Origin of the sequence: Mycobacterium sp. MFM001 (assembly GCF_003402475.1) — a bacterium.
Lineage (GTDB): Bacteria > Actinomycetota > Actinomycetes > Mycobacteriales > Mycobacteriaceae > Mycobacterium.
In genome coordinates this window covers 291,376-307,685 of the sequence record NZ_BFAB01000004.1, presented here as the reverse complement: position 1 = coordinate 307,685, position 16,310 = coordinate 291,376, and the positions used below count along the sequence as shown (strand labels likewise).

Genomic DNA, 16,310 nt, shown 5'->3' with positions numbered 1-16,310 from the left:
TGAAGCCATGGCGGGAAAACGCCGAAAATCCCGCCCTACATTCACACTCGACGCCAAGGATTCACACTCGGCGCAGGGCACGCTCGACGCAGACTAGAACGTCGACGTGGGCCGCACCCGGTTGGCCATGTCCACCAGCGTGTAGCGATGCGCCTGGGTGGGCGCCACCCGTGCCAGCGCCCGCAGCGACGCCTCGACGCCGAGGCGCAGCCCGTGGCCGGTGAACGGGAAACCCAGGATGTGGTTGGTGCTGGCCTCGTGGCCCGCCTCGAGCCAGTCCATCGCGCTGCCCAGCACCAGCGCCCGGATCTGCAGCACCCGCGGCTCGGTCGGCGGCAATGCCTCCACCCGTCGCGCAGCGTCGCGGATGTGGTCTTCGGTGATCTCGCTGGCCGACCGGCCGGACAGCAGGGTCACCGCACTGGTCAGCCGCGCGGTGGTGAAATGCCTTGAGCTGGCGGGCACTTCGTCCAGAGTGCGGACCGCTGCCTCGCGGTCGCCTTCGGCCGACAGCGCGCGGGCCAGCCCGAACGCGGCCGAGATCACGCCGTCGTCGGTTTCCCACACCGTCTCGTAGAACTGGTGCTCGTCGGAGCTGCCGGCCAGCTCGGCCGTCGCGGCCAGCGCCAGCTTCGGCGCCAACTCGCCGGGGAAGGTGTCCAGCACCTCGCTGAAATGCTTTGTCGCCGAGTCGTAGTCGCCGGTGAGCAACTCGGCGACGGCTCGATACCAAACCAGCCGCCAGCGCCAGCCGACCCGCTCGGCCAGGTCGTCGAGCTTGCGGGTCGCCTTGGCCACGTCGCCGAGGTCCAGCAGCGCCCGAACCTCCATCAGCGGCAGCTCGACCGACTCCGACAGGTCGATGCCCTCCGAATCCAGTGAGCCGTGCCGCACCGCGCGCAACGAATCCAGGGTCTGCACCGGCTGGGACAGCACCGTCGCCTGCAACACCGGCGCGGCGACGTCGGCCGGATCGACCAGCGGCACCGGCAGCGCGGTCACGATCTCCTTGGCGGTCAGCTTCTCCGAATGCACCTGGCCGTCTAGGTACACATCGGTGTGCGCCACCAGCAGCTCAACCCCGAAAGTCGAACGGGTACGGGAAAAGATCGTCGACAGACCGGGCCGCGGCACGCCGCTGTCATGGGCGACCACCTCGCGCAGCACACCGGACAGCTGCCCCGACATCTCCTCGGCGCTGGCGAACCGCCGCCGCGGATCGGGGTCGGTCGCGCGGCGCAGCAACCGGGCGAACGAGTCGTATTCCACCAGCACCGAGTCGTCTTCGGGCAGCCCGTCGACGTAACGCCCGTTACGGGTGCGCAGCGTCATCGTCAGAGCCGCCAGTGTCCGCCCCACCGTGTAGATGTCGGTGGCCACCGTCGGCCCGGTGCGCACGATCTCCGGCGCCTGATAACCCGGTGTGCCGTAGAGGTAGCCGAACGAGTTGATCCGCGACACTGCCCCCAGGTCGATCAGCTTGAGCTGCTCCTCGGTGACCATGATGTTCTCCGGCTTGAGGTCGTTGTAGACCAAGCCGATCGAATGCAAATACCCAAGGGCCGGAAGGATTTCCAGGATATAGGCGATAGCCTCGGCCACCGGCAGGTTCACGCCCCGGCCCCGCTTGAGCGACTGCCCGCCGACGTATTCCATCACGATGTAGCCGACGGGATCGCCGTGCCGGTCGGGATGCTCGACGAAGTTGAAGATCTGCACGATCGACGGGTGCACCACCTCGGCCAGGAACTGCCGCTCGGCCATCGCGATCGCCTGCGCCTCGGCGTCGCCTGAATGCACCAAACCCTTCAGGACCACCGGGCGGTCATTGACGTTCTTGTCGAACGCCAGGTACACCCAGCCCAGCCCGCCGTGCGCAATGCAGCCCTTGATCTCATACTGGCCGGCGACTATGTCACCCGGATTCAGTTGCGGCAGAAACGAATACGGGCTGCCGCAATACGGGCACCAGCCTTCCGAGAGGGCCTTGCCGTCGGGGCTGGAGCGGCCCACCGGCCGTCCGCAGTTCCAGCAGAACCGCTTGGACTCCGGCACAACCGGGTTGGGCATCAGCGCTTCGAGCGGGTCGATGTCCGGCACCCGCGGGATCTCCACCAGCCCGCCGCCCAGCCGCCGGACCGGCTGAGCCACCCGCGTCGTCGTCACCCGCTCCTGCGACTCGGTCTCGACGGTGGTGACGTCGTCCTCTTCGTCGTCGTCGAAGTGCGGACGGAACAGCGCCTGGGTGGACACCGGGCGCGACTGCGCGGCGGAGTCGGCCGTCGCGTCGGACGGCTCCGTGCCGGGAGCGACGTCGTCGTCAGGCTTGTCCATCAGTCCAGATACCTCGGGGCGGGCGGGGCCGGCGCGGGACCGAGCACGTTCAACCACTTGCGGTACAACGTGTTCCAGGTGCCGTCGCGGCGGATGCGTTCCAGGGTGCCGTTGACGAACCGGACCAGCCCGGTGTTGTTCAGGTTGACCCCGATGCCGTAGGGCTGGGTGTCCATGTTGGGCCCGACGATGTGCAGGTAGGGATCTTGGGACACCAGCCCGGCCAGAATCGTGTCGTCGGTGCTGACCGCGTCGACCTGCCGCTGCTGCAGCGCCACCAGGCAGTCTGCCCAGTTGACCACCTCCACGATCAGCGGCGACGGCGCGATCTCGCGGATCCGGCCCAGCGAGGTGGTGCCCTTGGCCACGCACACCCGCTTGCCGGACAGGTCCGACGGCTTGGTGATCGACGAATCGCTGGGCGCCAGGATGCGCTGGTTGGCGTCGAGATAGACGGTGGAGAAGTTGACCAGCTTGCGCCGCTCGCAGGTGATCGTCATGGTCTTGACGACGATGTCGACGAGCGACTTCTGCAGCGCGGTGATGCGCTCGGCCGACGACAGGATCCGGTATTCGACCGAGGTGGGGCTGCCGAAAATGTCGCGGGCCACCTCGCCGGCGATGTCGACGTCAAAACCGGTGATCTGCCCGGTGATCGGGTCGCGGAAGGACAGCAGGTTACTGCCGATGTCCAGGCCGACGATCAGCCGTCCCCGGCCGCGGATGCCGCTGACCGCCTCGTCGGCCTCCGCCTTGGTGGGGAACGGCCGCAGGCTGGCGGTGGCGTTGCAGTCGTCGGGCTTCTCCGGCGGGCGCGGCGGCTGCGGTGGCAGCTCTTGCATGCCGGCCGGGGTGGGCGGCGGCAGCGTCGGCACCGGCGCCACCACCATCGACGCCGAATGCCCGCAGCCGGCCAACAGCATCACGGCGGCGGACAGGATCGCGAGCGGGCGTCTCATCGGTACTCGTTCAGTCGGGGCCACAAGCCGAGCGCGACCGCGATCGCGGCGCCCAGGCTGAGCACCACGCCGCCGACCGTGGCGCCGGACAGCCCCTGACGCGCGTTGAGGATGTCGCTGCGCAGTTGGTTGCGGCTCTGCTCCATGGTCTTGCGCAGCGCCTCGTCGAGCTTGTCGAACGCGGGGCTCGAGTCGTCTTCGCCGTTACCGAGCGCAACCTGGGTGGCGGCTTGGTAGTTGCCCACCGAGATGTAGGCATTGATGCGGTCGTTGGCCCGGCGCCAGCGGGCCAGCAGCTGGTCGGCGTCGTGCAGGTCGGTCTTGTCGACGGCGTCGCCGCGGGACAGATATTCGTCGAGCTGGGAGTGCATGGCGTCGATGCGTTGGTAGAAGGACTGCTGGCGGACCTCTTCGTCCCCGCGCCGGATCAGTGACAGCGTCTCGTCGGCACGCGCCTGCTGGGCGGTGATCGACAGGTTGGTGACCGTCTTCAGCGATTCTGCCGCAGTGTTTTTCGCGCTGCGACTGGCCGAGGTGGAAATCGCCAGGGCCGTTCCTACCCACACCACCATAATGAGGATCGCCAGGGCGCCCACGACGAGACCGGGGTTGATCCGCCGATTGGTGCGCCGGGCCAGCCAGCGATGCGCGAACGCGCCGAAGATCACCGTGGTGACGACGACGAGGATCACCGGAGCCGGGATTTGCGTGGATGCTGTTGTCTCGCTGTCCACCCGCTCCGATGTCTGCCGGTACAGCTGTTGCGCATCGGGCAGGATCCGCGACTGCATCAACGCCGACGCCTCGGACAGATACGACGAGCCGACCGGGTTGCCCGCGCGGTTGTTGGTTCGCGCAATCTCGATCAGCCCGGTGTAGACGGCCAACTCGGCGTTGATCCGGCCGAGCAGTTGCACCAGCGGCTCGTCGGTCAGCCCGCTCGACGCCCGGGTGACCGCGACCGCGGCGTCGGTGATCGCCTGCTCGTATCGCGCCCGGACGGTCCGCGGCTCAGCCTGGGCGATGAACGCCGTCGCCGCCGCCGCGTCGGCCACCGACAGCGTCGTGTAGAGCCGGCCGGCCGCGAACGACAGCGGCTCGGTGTGATTGAGCACAGTGGTCAGCGCTTGCTGGCGCTGGTTGATCGTCGTCGAGGTGGCAAATGCGCTGAGGCCGCCCAGAATCGCGAGGATGACGCCGATGGACAGGATGCGGCCGGGTGTCGTCGAGATGAACCACCAGCGCGGGTGCGCCGGTTCGATTGGCGACCGCGACCCCAGTGGCTCGGTCGACGGGTGCGCCAACTCAACGGTCACGTCTGTTCGGACCTCATCTCTTCGCTGTGCGTCGCACGAACTCTATAAGCGAAGTCTAAGAGTTTGTTTTCGGGATGCGGGGAGCATCGCCGAGTCGCAGCCGCTGTGCTGCTTATCCTGAACGCGTGCGCGGCGACGGCGACGGCTGGGTGATTTCCGACACGGGCGTGCCGTACTGGGGCCGGCACGGCGCGGCGGGTCTGCTTTTGCGGGCGCCGCTTGCCGACGGCAGCCCCGCCGTGTTGCTGCAACACCGTGCGCCGTGGAGTCATCAGGGCGGCACCTGGGGTTTGCCGGGGGGTGCCCGCGACAGCCACGAGACCGCCGAGCAGGCCGCCGTGCGCGAAGCGCTCGAGGAGGCCGGGCTGTCCGGCGAGCAGCTGGCGGTGCGCGCGACGGTGATCACCGCTGCGGCCAGCGGCACCCACTGGACCTACACCACCGTCGTCGCCGACGCCGGCGAGCTGCTGCACACCGTGCCCAACCGGGAAAGCGCCGAGCTGCGCTGGGTCGGCGAGGACGAGGTGGCCGACCTGCCGCTGCATCCCGGGTTCGCCGCCAGCTGGCAGCGGCTGCGCGCCGCGCCGGCGACCGTGCCGCTGAGTCCCGGCGACGAGCGGCGGCGTCACCTGCCGCGCACGGTCGAGATCGAGGCGGGGGTTTTCCTGTGGTGCACGGCGGGCGGCCCCGATCAGGCGCCGTCGCAGCTGTCCAGCCGGATCAGCTCGCTGCTGCCAGCGCCGAACTGAGCCGCTCGGCGGCCGCGCGCGGGTCCTCGGCCGCGGTGATCGCGCGCACCACGACGACCCGGCGGGCCCCGGCCTCGAGGACCTCGGGCAACCGGTCGGCGTCGATACCGCCGATGGCGAACCAGGGCTTGTCGGTTGCCGTCGCGGCGGCCGCCCGGACCAGCGCCAGGCCGGGCGCCGGCCGGCCGGGCTTGGTCGGGGTCGGCCAGCACGGCCCGACGCAGAAGTAGTCGACATCTTCGGTGAGCGCGCCGGTGACCTGGTCGACGTCGTGGGTAGAGCGGCCGATCAGGGGCCCCGAGCCGACAATGTAACGCGCCACTCCCAGCGGCAGGTCGCCCTGGCCCAGGTGCAACACGTCGGCGCCGGCCGCGCGGGCGATGTCGGCACGGTCGTTGACGGCGAACAGGGCATCGTGCCTGCGCGTGGCGTCGGCGAGCACCTCGAGCGCCGCGAGTTCGTCGCGCGCCTCCAACGGCCCGAACCGTTGCTCACCCGCCGACCCTTTGTCGCGCAGCTGGATGATGTCCACCCCGCCGGCCAGCGCCGCATCGGCGAACTCGGCCAAGTCGCCGCGTTCGCGGCGGGCGTCGGTGCACAGATACAGCCTCGCGGTCGCGAGCCGGGTCCTCGCTTGATGCACACCGCGACGCTAGCCGCTAGCGTGGAAAGGACGAATCACGGGAGTCCCAGGCCGGCGACGATGCAGAGCGCGTAGCGCGATGAGGAGGAGCCGGGCAGTGAGCGCAGGCCGGCGACGATGCAGAGCGCGTAGCGCGATGAGGAGGAGCCGGGCAGTGAGCGCAGGCCGGCGACGATGCAGAGCGCGTAGCGCGATGAGGAGGAGCCGGGCAGTGAGCGCAAGCACGGGGTCTGAGAGTGGGCACGCCTGCCCTTACCGTCACACCTGATCCGGATCATGCCGGCGAAGGGAGCAAAGGATGCCGGATTCACTGGCCGTCATCGGCGGAGGTGTCATCGGGCTATCGGTGGCGCGCCGGGCGGCTCAGGCCGGCTGGTCGGTGCGCGTGCATCGCACCGGCGACCACGGGGCGTCGTGGGTGGCCGCCGGCATGCTGGCCCCGCACAGCGAGGGCTGGCCCGGCGAGGAACGGCTGCTGCGGCTGGGCCTCGAATCGCTGCGGCTCTGGCACGACGACTTCGGCTTACCGCCCCACGTGATCACCGCGCGCGAGTCATTGGTGGTCGCCGTCGACCGCGCCGACGCCGCCGAGTTGCGCACCGTCGCCGACTGGCTGTCCGCGCAGGGCCATCCGGTGGTCTGGGAGTCCGCCGCCCGCGACGTGGAACCGCTTCTAGCCCAAGGCATCCGGCATGGTTTCCGGGTGGCCACGGAGTTGGCGGTGGACAACCGCGCGGTGCTGGACGCGCTAGAGGCGGCTTGTGAGCGGCTCGGCGTGCAGTGGGCCGGGCCGGTGGGTGACTTGGCCGGGGTCGACGCCGACGCCGTCGTGATCGCGAACGGGATCGACGCGCCGGCGCTCTGGCCGGCGCTGCCGATCCGCCCGGTGAAGGGCGAAGTGCTGCGGCTGCGGTGGCGCAAAGGCTGTATGCCGGTGCCGCAGAGGGTCATTCGGGCCCGAGTGCACGGGCGGCAGGTGTACCTGGTGCCGCGAGCCGACGGCGTGGTGGTCGGCGCCACCCAGTACGAGCACGGCCGCGACACCGCGCCGGCGGTCTCCGGTGTGCGCGATCTGCTCGACGACGCGTGCGCCGTGCTACCCGCCCTCGGCGAATACGAGCTGGCGGAGTGTGCCGCCGGGTTGCGCCCGATGACACCGGACAACTTGCCGCTGGTTGGCCGTTTGGACGAGCGGACGCTGGTGGCCGCCGGCCACGGGCGCAATGGTTTCCTGCTGGCGCCGTGGACCGCTGAACAGATTGTGTCGCAACTGGTTCCGATGGGAGCACACACGTGATCGTCCGCGCCGGCGACGATGCAGAGCGAAGCGATGAGGAGGAGCGGCGCATGATGATCGTCGTCAACGAACAACAGCTGCAGGTCGACGACCAGACCACGGTCGCGGCGCTGCTGGAATCCCTGGGGTACCCGGACCGCGGTATCGCGGTGGCGCTGGACCAGGCGGTGCTGCCGCGTTCCGGTTGGCAGACAACGCTTTCCGACGGCGCCCGGCTCGAGGTGGTGACGGCGGTGCAAGGTGGCTGACAACAAACTCACGATCGCCGGGCGTGAATTCTCCTCGCGGCTGATCATGGGCACCGGCGGAGCGACCAACCTTGCGGTCCTCGAGGAGGCGCTGATCGCGTCGGGCACCGAGCTGACCACCGTCGCGATGCGCCGCGTCGACGCCGAAGGCGGCACCGGCATGCTCGACCTGTTGGGGCGGCTCGGCATCACACCGCTGCCCAACACCGCCGGATGCCGCAGCGCCGCCGAGGCCGTGCTCACCGCGCAACTGGCCCGCGAGGCGCTGGGCACCGAGTGGGTCAAGCTCGAGGTGATCGCCGACGAGCGAACCCTGCTGCCCGACGCCGTCGAATTAGTCCGCGCCGCAGAGCAATTGGTGGACGACGGATTCGTGGTACTGCCCTACACCAACGACGACCCGGCGCTGGCCCGACGGCTGGAGGACACCGGCTGTGCGGCGGTGATGCCGCTCGGTTCTCCGATCGGCACCGGGCTGGGCATCGCGAACCCGCACAACATCGAGATGATCGTCGAGGCCGCCGGTGTCCCGGTGGTGCTCGATGCGGGCATCGGCACCGCCAGTGATGCTGCGCTGGCGATGGAATTAGGTTGCGACGCAGTGCTGTTGGCCAGCGCGGTGACCCGGGCCGCCGATCCCCCCGCGATGGCCGCCGCGATGGCCGCCGCCGTCACCGCCGGCTATCTCGCGCGCAACGCGGGCCGGATCCCGAAACGCTTCTGGGCGCAGGCCTCCAGCCCGCAGCGATGAAACGCTATGTGGCGCTGGGCAGTTCGATGGCAGCGGGTCCGGGCATCCGGCCCCGCGCCAACGGCGCGCCGTTCGGATCGGGACGCTCGGCTCGCAACTACGCGCATCTCGTCGCGCAGCAACTGAAGCTCGACCTGGTCGACGTCACGTTTTCCGGTGCCACCACCGCGCACGTGCTCGCCGAGCGGCAGCGCGGTGCGCCGCCGCAGATCGACGCGCTGGACGGTTCCGAAGAGTTGGTCACGATCACGATCGGCGGCAACGACGTCGGCTATGTGCCGTTGTTGATGGCGGCCGCCCTTCCCGCGCCGGCCCGGCTGCTGCCGCCGATCGGCAACCTGCTCGACCGTGACGCGCGCGAAGAGGCGCTCGGACAAGTCGGCGACTCGCTGCGCGCGGTCGGCGCCGTCGTGCGCCGGCGCTCGCCCAAGGCCCGGGTGATGTTCGTCGACTACCTCACGATGCTGCCGCCGGACGGCCAAGCCGCGCCGCCGTTGTCGAAGGCGCATACCGAGCTGGGCCGGCACGTCGCCGCTCGGCTGGAGGTAGCCACCGCCGAGGCCGCAGAGGCCACTGGCTGCGACATCGTGCGCGCCGGACAGGCCAGCCGCGAGCACCACGCCTGGTCCGCTGACCCGTGGACGATGGGCGCCGCCTTGCCGCTGCCCTGGCGTGCGGCGCCGTTTCACCCCAATGCCGCCGGGATGCGTGCGGTGGCCGAGTTGATATTGGCTCGCCTCTGACCGATTAAGCCGTCGCCGGATGGGTAGGCGTCAGCCGATGGACCAGCACGCCGCCATGTTCTACCGGTCGCCGGAGGAATACCTCGGCGCCGTCGTTCCCTTCATCTCCGAAGGGCTGGCCAAGGCGCAGCCGGTGTGGGCGGCGCTCCCGCCAGACAAACTGGCCCTGCTGCGGTGCGCGCTGGGCGACTCGGCGAGCCGGGTGGCATGGGTCGACATCTGCGAGATGGGCCGCAATCCGGGCTGCATCCTCGCGGCGGAACTGGCCTTCGCCGAACGGCACCGCCACCGCGCTGTCCGCATGGTCACCGAGCCGATGTGGCCTGGGCGCAGCGCCCTCGAATACCCCGCCTGCATCCAGCACGAAGCCCTGGTCAACAAGGCCTTCGGCGACTACCAGGTGGCGGGGCTGTGTCCGTACGATGCGTCGCTGCTCGACGACGCTGTGCTGGCCGACATCCGTGCCACGCATCCGCTGATCCGGTGGAACGGAACGCGGGAGCGCAGCGCCGACTACGACGTCGACGTCGCGCTGGCGCGCTGCAACCAACCGCTGGGAGCAAGTCCCGCCGCTGTGAGGTACACGGTCGCCCGGCCGCTCGACCTGGCCGGTGGGCGCCGGTACGGCAATCGCTACGCCCGGTTGCTCGGCCTGCCCGCCGACAGGGTCGCCGACCTGCAACTCGTCATCACCGAGCTGGCCACCAACAGCCTGCAGCACGGCGGGACGGCGTGCCGGCTCTCGCTGTGGGAGTACGAGCGTCACCTGGTGTGCGAAGCCCGCGATACCGGCGTTCTTGCCGACCCGCTGGCCGGACGCCGGCCGCCGAGCCGCGACAAACCGAGCTCGTCCGGCCTCTTCGTCGTCAATGCGGTCGTCGACCTGTTGCGCATGCACACCACGCCGGAGGGCACCACCATTCATGCCTACCTCCGGCTCGACCGCGTCGGCGGCATGACCGCGGCGAATATCTCGATTATGTGATGCGGTGGTCAGCGAGTGGTTGAGGATGGAATGACATGACCCGACGGCACGGTGAAGTCACTTCCGCCGCCGGCCTCAATCCGTTGGGGCACGTGGCGTGGGGCTATCGCGGTCGCTCGGAGTTCCTGCGGCGCGCGGCGGAATACATCGCCGACGGCCTCGCGCGCAACCAGCGCATTTTGTACGCGTGCGACGCCAGCGCCGCCGCCCTGCGCACAGAGCTTGACGAGATGGGTTTCGCCGATGCGGTGCGCACCGGGCAGATCGCGGTGACGCCGGTGCGCGAGCACTATCGGTTCGTTCCGGGCACCGACATCGTCGACGCGGAGGCGACGGTGGCCGACGGGGTGGCCGCGATGAAGTTCGTGGTCGGGACGGGATGCAGTGGCTGCCGCGCGGTGGTCGACGGGGCGGTGCTGGTCCGCACGCCCGAGCAGCGGGCCGCATTCGCCCGCCTCGAGTACCTCGTCGACCAGAAGATGGCGGTGCTGCCCTTCGGGGCGCTGTGTGCCTACGACCTCGGCATCTTGGGTGACACCGCCAAGGAGTTGATGTGCCTGCATCCGATGGTCAATGCGGGTGCGGTCGGCTTCCGCATCTATGCGGAGCAGGGCATCGATTTCGCCTTGGCCGGTGAACTCGACGCAGCCGACGGCGAGGCGTTCAACACTGCGCTGCAACGGATCTGGCCGCTGGCTGCCGGCGACGAGGTGGTCGTCGACGCGCGGGCTTTGGACTTCGTCACACACCCGCAGCTCGTTGCGATGGATCGGCTCGCCGCGGCGGACGGGCGGCAGGTGGTCCTGCAGACCGACCGGCGCATGGTGGCCCGGCTGGCCGAGCTGCTCGAGCTGAGCAACCTGCGGGTGGAAGATCCCGATCTCGCCGACGCGGGCTAAGTGGTGGCCAACCGCCGGTGATCCGGTTGCCGCCGACGTCTAACGTGGGCGCGGTGGCTAACAAATCGAAGGTAGTCCTGATAGTGGCCGCGACGGCCGCGTTGCTGATCGGCGGCTGCGGCACGTCGAAGTCCGCCCAGCCCACGTCGTCGGCGGCTTCGAATTTCGCGACCTCGCTGCGGCAGAAGATCAGCACCGACGCGATGATGGCGCACCTGTCGAAACTGCAGGACATCGCCCGGGCCAACGGGAACACGAGGGCGGTGGCCACCCCCGGCTACGATGCCAGCGTCGACTACGTAGTAAACAAGCTGCGCGACAAGGGATTTGACGTGCAAACCCCTGAGTTTCAGGCGCGAGTGTTCCACTCCGAGCCCGGGTCGGTGGCGATTGGCGACAAAACTTTCGAGGCCCGCGCGTTGCAGTTCAGCCTCCCCACGCCGCCGGACGGGGTGAGCGGACCGCTGGTGTCCGCTCCCGTCGACGACACTCCCGGGTGCACCCCGTCGGATTACGACAAGCTGCCGGTGAAGGGCGCGGTCGTGCTGGTGGACCGCGGCACCTGCCCGTTCACCGAGAAGGAGGAGGCGGCGGTGCAGCGCGGTGCGGTGGCGCTGATCGTCGCCGACAACGTCGACGAAAAGGAAATGGGCGGAACGCTGGGCGACAAAACCGACGTCAAGATCCCGGTGGTCAGCGTCACCCGAGCGGCCGGAGTGCAACTGCGTGACAAGCCCGGTCCCGTCACCGTCAAGCTGAAGGCCGAGACCCGAGACATCGCGGCCCGCAACGTCATTGCGCAGACCAAGACCGGTTCCACGTCCGACGTCGTGATGATCGGCGCGCATCTGGACAGCGTCCCGGAGGGGCCCGGAATCAACGACGACGGTTCAGGTGTGGCCGCGGTGCTGGAAACCGCGCTGCAGCTGGGCAGTTCGCCGCAGGTGCACAACGCGGTGCGGTTTGGCTTCTGGGGAGCAGAGGAGTTGGGGCTTATCGGGTCACGCAAGTACGTCGAGTCGCTGAACCTCGACGCGCTCAAAGACATTGCGTTGTACCTGAACTTCGACATGTTGGGATCGCCCAATGCGGGCTACTTCACCTACGACGGCGACCAGTCGATGCCGGTCGACAAGCGGGGCGAGCCGATTGTGCCCGAAGGCTCCGCCGGTATCGAGCGCTCGCTGGCCGCGTATCTTCGCTCGGCCGGGAAAACGCCGCAGGACACGTCGTTCGACGGACGGTCCGACTACGACGGCTTCACGCTCGCCGGCATCCCGGCCGGCGGATTGTTCTCCGGCGCCGAGAACAAGAAGTCCGAGGAGCAGGCCAAGCTGTGGGGCGGCGAGGCGGATCAGCCATTCGACCCCAATTACCACAAGGCCACCGACACCCTTGACCACGTCGACCGGGAGGCGCTCGGTATCCACGGCGCTGGCGTCGCCTATGCGACCGGCCTGTACGCCCAGGACCTCAGCGGCCGCAACGGCGTTCCGATCCGCGAGGACCGCACTCGCCACGAACTGAAGAAGTAGTTGTCGGGTGCGCCCGTCCACCCAGTTGACGGGCTGAATCCGGCGGCCCGCCTTGGCTGGGGCAACTTGTCGCCCGCCTCTGGTAGACTCGAACACATGTTCGATATCGAGGGCCCGGGGTCGCGGGAGGCGGTGATTGCCCGCTTCGATGAGCTCTTTGAGCGTTGTTATCCCTCGACGACGGCGGAGTCGGCGGCGTTGGTCGAGCGGATGTGTGCGGCGGGGCGGTTTGAGAATCGGGCGGCGGCTGCGCAGTTGGTCGCGATCGGGCAGTTGTTTGGCTATCGGCTTTCGCGTTGTTCGGAGACCGAGGAGTGGGCGATGGACACCGAGGCGGCGGTGGCTGCCGAGGTGGCCGCGGCGTTGCGGATCAGCCAGGGCCAAGCGGGTAGCCGGTTGCGGTATGCGCGGGCGATGCGCGAGCGCCTACCCAAGGTGGGTGCGGTGTTCCAAGCCGGGGATATCGACTATCGGATGTTTCAGACCATCGTGTATCGCACCGATTTGATCACCGATGCCGAGGTGTTGGCGGCCGTGGATGCCCAGTTGGCGCTCAAGGCGCCGCGCTGGCCGTCGATGACCCAAGGTCGGTTGGCCGGACAGGTCGATAAGATCGTGGCCCGCGCCGATCGCGATGCGCTGCGCCAGCGCCGCGAGCAGCAGGCCGATCGGGAGGTGTCGATCTGCGCTAGCGGCAACGGTTTGGCCGAGCTGTTCGGCCGGTTGATCGCCACCGACGCCCACGCGCTCGATGCCCGCCTGGATGCATTGGCAGGCACGGTGTGTGAGCATGATCCGCGCACCCGCAACCAGCGGCGCGCCGATGCGATGGGGGCGCTGGCCGTCGGGGCGCAGCGATTGGCGTGTGGCTGCGGGAGAGATGACTGTCCTGCGGGTGGTAAGCCGGCGCCGAGCCCGGTGCTCATTCATGTGATCGCCGACCAAGCCGCGATCGAGGGCGCCGGGACGGGGGTGGCTTCCGAGGTGGGTGCTGATGCGCTGATCCCGCCCGAACTGGTGGCCGAGTTGGCGCGGTCGGCCACGCTGGTGGCGTTGACTCATCCTGTCGACGCCGCGCCCGAGCGCGGGTATGTGGCGTCGAAGGCGTTGGCGCAGTTTGTGCGCTGTCGGGATTTGACGTGTCGCTGGCCCGGCTGTGATCGGCCGGCCTGGGACTGCGATCTGGATCATACGATCCCCTATGCCCAGGGTGGGCCCACTCATGCGTCGAACCTGAAATGTTATTGCCGCGCCCATCATTTGGTGAAAACATTCTGGGGCTGGGCCGACAAGCAGTTGCCCGACGGCACCCTGATCCTGACCTCCCCGAGCGGGCAGACCTATGTCACCACCCCGGGCAGCGCGCTGCTGTTCCCCAGCCTGTGCGCCCCCACCGGCGAGCTGGCCCCACCCGCACCGGTCCGCACCGAACGCTGCGCGGAGCGCACCGTGATGATGCCTAAACGCCGCCGCACCCGCGCCCAAAACCGCGCCAACTACATCGCCGCCGAACGCAAACACAACCGAGACACCCGCCAAGCCCGCCGAAAAGCCCGCGAAACCGCCATGTTCGGCCCCAGCCCACCCAGCGACGACGACGAGCCGCCACCGTTTTGACGAGGATCAGGACGTGGTGGACTGTGTTTTGCGGAGGCGCTCGAGCGTGACTCGGGCAAGTCGCATCGACAACGACGGCGATAGCCGCTCCAGGTACCAGAAGGTCTTCCACCACGCTGGCACGACGATGATCGCGTCGTTACGCAACACAGCGCGAAGGGCGCGCTCGGCGAACTTTTCGGGTGCCATGGGCCGCAATTGCTCCCAGCGCCGGAGGATTTCGTCGTCGCTGAGGCCGGCCTTCTCGGTCCGTCCATAGCGACCGCCGGTGAGTATCGGCGTCCGGATCACGCCCGGACACAGTACCGAGACCTGCACACCGTGGCGCTCGGCCTCGATTCGCAACGTTTTCGAGATCGCGACCACGGCATGTTTGGTAGCGGTGTAACCCGCCTGGCCCGCAGTTGTGACAAGACCGGCCATGGAAGCCGTATTCACGATGTGGCCCGAGCGCTGCCGGATCATGATCGGATAGACCGCGTGGATGCCGTGCACCACACCACGCAGGTTCACGTCGAAGACGTCGTTCCAGTCGTCGAGCGTGTACGAGTCGACCTCGCCCGCGACCCCAATGCCGGCATTGTTGAACAGATAGTCGATCCGTCCCGATTGCTGCACCACGTCACCAACAGCGCGCTCGACTGACGCATACTCGCGCACATCGAGCTCGATTGCGTGCGCCCTTCCGCCGCCACTGCTAAGACGTTGCGCCAGCTCCTGCGCCGGTCCGATCTGACGATCGGCGATCCAGACCTCGGCGCCACCGTCGACTAACCGCGTAGCCAACGCGGCGCCGATGCCCGACGCGCCGCCGGTGACGAATGCGACCTTCCCGGACACGCTCGATGCCATTGCGCAAGGATATCGCCGTACTCAACCGATCTCGACGATCCGCGGCATCAGATCGTCGCCGAGACGCTTCACGAAGCCGGCCGGATCCGGATTGCCGGGCAGCGGGCCGACGTTGATCATCGAAACCCCCAGCCCGGCATAGCGCTCGACCGTCCGTAGGTACCCGTCGAGGTCGGCAAACGGATCCGTGAGCAGTCCCACCGTCTTGCGAATCTCGGCGGGATCGCGACCGACCGTCTCACAATGCCGATTCAACACATCGATCTTCCGCGAGAGCTCCTCGGGTTCGGAGACCGTGCTGTTCCAGACATCCGCATATTGGGCGACCAATCGCAGCGTCTTCTTCTCCCCGGAGCCGCCGATCAGGACCGGCGGTCGCCGAATCGGTTGCGGCACACAGATCGTCTCCGCCAACTGATAGTGCTTGCCGTGGTACGGACCGTCGTCGTCGCTCCACATCTGACGGCAGATCTGCAGCGTCTCCTCCAGCATCTCGAACCGGTCCCGCAAGGGCGGATATGGGACACCCAACGCGACGTGCTCGCGCTCGTACCAGGCAGCCCCGATGCCGAACATCGAGCGGCCCTGTGAGAGCACGTCAACGGTGCTGACGGTCTTGGCCAGCAGCCCCGGATAGCGGTATGTGACCCCGGTGACCAGCATGGCCAGCTCGATCCTGGACGTCTGTGCCGCCAAATAGCCCAGCGACGTATAGCCCTCCAGGAACGGATCTTCCGCTCGCCCAACGGTTTCCATCTGGAAGAAATGATCTGCCAAAGTGAACAGCGTCGCGCCGATGTCTTCGGCGGCCTTGGCGGTGGATGCTAGCGTCGGCGCCAGCCGTGCCGGGTGTTCTGGCAGAAAGTCGATGAAGTGGATCGCCAATTCCATTGGCACGTCCTTTCGCTAGTCGGTCAAGCGCTCGAGCAGCGACAACGCCTCGAGAATGACGCGGCGCTCCTCCTCCGAGTACTGCTCCTGCATGGCGCGGGCCAGCCATTCACCGCGCAGCTGGCGGTGGTTCTCGGCGCGACGCCGTCCGGCGGCGGTCAACGAGATCACTTGCCGGCGGCCGTCTTCCGGGTCCGGCGCGCGCCGGATCAGGCCGTGCCGATCGAGTGCGGTCAGCGTGGCGGCCATCGACTGCGGACGAACGCGCTCAGCGCTGGCCAGCACGCTGGCCGACGTCGGGCCGTCTTTCCACAGTCGGGTCAGCACTGCCGTCTGCGACGGCGTGAGGTCGTCGTCGGTGGCAACCTCGCGCATCCGGCGGCGCAACCTGCTGAAGAAGACCCGCAGATCGCGCGCCGCCCGCATCGCAGACTCGCTCGGCCCGTCCATACCTGCCACCATACAGTAGACAGGCTGAACTGAACAGTTTC

The 16,310-nt window shown here is 68.4% G+C and carries 16 protein-coding genes and 1 riboswitch; of the genes, 9 read left to right on the top strand and 7 right to left on the bottom strand.

Going from position 1 to position 16,310, the window contains the following annotated elements; all coding sequences use genetic code 11:
* Positions 1-93 precede the first annotated feature (93 nt).
* From MFM001_RS09620 to glnX, 3 genes are read right to left on the bottom strand one after another with little or no spacing between them, the layout of a single operon-like run.
* Positions 94-2,334 (bottom strand): serine/threonine-protein kinase PknG, encoded by a 2,241-nt coding sequence (locus MFM001_RS09620; RefSeq protein ID WP_116375014.1) that lies wholly within the window; start codon positions 2,332-2,334, stop codon positions 94-96.
* Positions 2,334-3,293, bottom strand: a complete 960-nt coding sequence (locus MFM001_RS09615; RefSeq protein ID WP_116375013.1) for a glutamate ABC transporter substrate-binding protein — start codon at positions 3,291-3,293, stop codon at positions 2,334-2,336. Before MFM001_RS09615 ends, MFM001_RS09620 begins: the two co-directional genes overlap by 1 nt.
* Positions 3,290-4,609, bottom strand: coding sequence for a protein kinase G-activating protein GlnX (glnX, locus tag MFM001_RS09610; RefSeq protein ID WP_116375012.1), 1,320 nt, complete (start codon positions 4,607-4,609; stop codon positions 3,290-3,292). The genes MFM001_RS09615 and glnX overlap by 4 nt, the downstream gene beginning before the upstream one ends.
* 125 nt (positions 4,610-4,734) lie before the next feature.
* On the opposite strand from glnX, the gene MFM001_RS09605 reads away from it, so the two are divergent.
* Entirely contained in the window at positions 4,735-5,358 is a 624-nt protein-coding gene (locus MFM001_RS09605; protein ID WP_192886898.1) for an NUDIX hydrolase, read from the top strand.
* Here the strand turns inward: MFM001_RS09605 and thiE are convergent.
* On the bottom strand, positions 5,330-6,001 hold the full coding sequence (gene thiE / locus MFM001_RS09600) for a thiamine phosphate synthase (protein ID WP_116375010.1): 672 nt from the start codon (positions 5,999-6,001) through the stop codon (positions 5,330-5,332). The two genes, MFM001_RS09605 and thiE, sit on opposite strands and share 29 nt — an antisense overlap.
* A 213-nt stretch (positions 6,002-6,214) precedes the next feature.
* Positions 6,215-6,309, top strand: a riboswitch (TPP riboswitch).
* On the opposite strand from thiE, the gene thiO reads away from it, so the two are divergent.
* From thiO to MFM001_RS09560, 8 genes are all read left to right on the top strand, one after another.
* Positions 6,300-7,298, top strand: a complete 999-nt coding sequence (thiO, locus tag MFM001_RS09595) for a glycine oxidase ThiO (RefSeq protein WP_116375009.1) — start codon at positions 6,300-6,302, stop codon at positions 7,296-7,298. It overlaps the preceding riboswitch by 10 nt.
* A 50-nt stretch (positions 7,299-7,348) precedes the next feature.
* The gene (gene thiS / locus MFM001_RS09590; protein WP_116375101.1) at positions 7,349-7,546 is read left to right on the top strand and encodes a sulfur carrier protein ThiS; all 198 of its coding nucleotides are present in this window, start codon (positions 7,349-7,351) and stop codon (positions 7,544-7,546) included.
* Positions 7,539-8,297, top strand: a complete 759-nt coding sequence (locus tag MFM001_RS09585) for a thiazole synthase (protein ID WP_116375008.1) — start codon at positions 7,539-7,541, stop codon at positions 8,295-8,297. The genes thiS and MFM001_RS09585 overlap by 8 nt, the downstream gene beginning before the upstream one ends.
* Positions 8,294-9,040 carry an SGNH/GDSL hydrolase family protein gene (locus MFM001_RS09580; RefSeq protein WP_116375007.1) on the top strand — a complete coding sequence of 249 codons (747 nt, stop codon included), beginning with the start codon at positions 8,294-8,296 and terminating at the stop codon, positions 9,038-9,040. The genes MFM001_RS09585 and MFM001_RS09580 overlap by 4 nt, the downstream gene beginning before the upstream one ends.
* A gap of 37 nt (positions 9,041-9,077) precedes the next feature.
* Positions 9,078-10,025 carry an anti-sigma factor RsbA family regulatory protein gene (locus MFM001_RS09575; RefSeq protein ID WP_238159058.1) on the top strand — a complete coding sequence of 316 codons (948 nt, stop codon included), beginning with the start codon at positions 9,078-9,080 and terminating at the stop codon, positions 10,023-10,025.
* A 35-nt stretch (positions 10,026-10,060) separates the two neighbouring features.
* Positions 10,061-10,924, top strand: a complete 864-nt coding sequence (locus MFM001_RS09570; protein WP_116375005.1) for an MEDS domain-containing protein — start codon at positions 10,061-10,063, stop codon at positions 10,922-10,924.
* Positions 10,925-11,025: 101 nt separating this feature from the next.
* Complete coding sequence (locus MFM001_RS09565; RefSeq protein ID WP_371685522.1) at positions 11,026-12,459, top strand: M28 family metallopeptidase; 1,434 nt, start codon at positions 11,026-11,028, stop codon at positions 12,457-12,459.
* 96 nt (positions 12,460-12,555) lie between these two features.
* A complete protein-coding gene (locus MFM001_RS09560; protein ID WP_116375004.1) occupies positions 12,556-14,076 on the top strand; it encodes an HNH endonuclease signature motif containing protein in 1,521 nt (506 codons plus the stop codon).
* A gap of 6 nt (positions 14,077-14,082) precedes the next feature.
* Here the strand turns inward: MFM001_RS09560 and MFM001_RS09555 are convergent, their stop codons facing one another.
* The 3 genes from MFM001_RS09555 to MFM001_RS09545 are packed head-to-tail and all read right to left on the bottom strand — an operon-like array spanning position 14,083 to position 16,269.
* Complete coding sequence (locus tag MFM001_RS09555; RefSeq protein ID WP_116375003.1) at positions 14,083-14,928, bottom strand: SDR family oxidoreductase; 846 nt, start codon at positions 14,926-14,928, stop codon at positions 14,083-14,085.
* 21 nt (positions 14,929-14,949) lie between these two features.
* Positions 14,950-15,819: an LLM class F420-dependent oxidoreductase gene (locus tag MFM001_RS09550; protein WP_116375002.1), complete on the bottom strand. Its 870-nt coding sequence runs from the start codon at positions 15,817-15,819 to the stop codon at positions 14,950-14,952.
* 15 nt (positions 15,820-15,834) lie between these two features.
* On the bottom strand, positions 15,835-16,269 hold the full coding sequence (locus MFM001_RS09545; RefSeq protein ID WP_116375001.1) for a MarR family winged helix-turn-helix transcriptional regulator: 435 nt from the start codon (positions 16,267-16,269) through the stop codon (positions 15,835-15,837).
* Positions 16,270-16,310 lie beyond the last annotated feature (41 nt).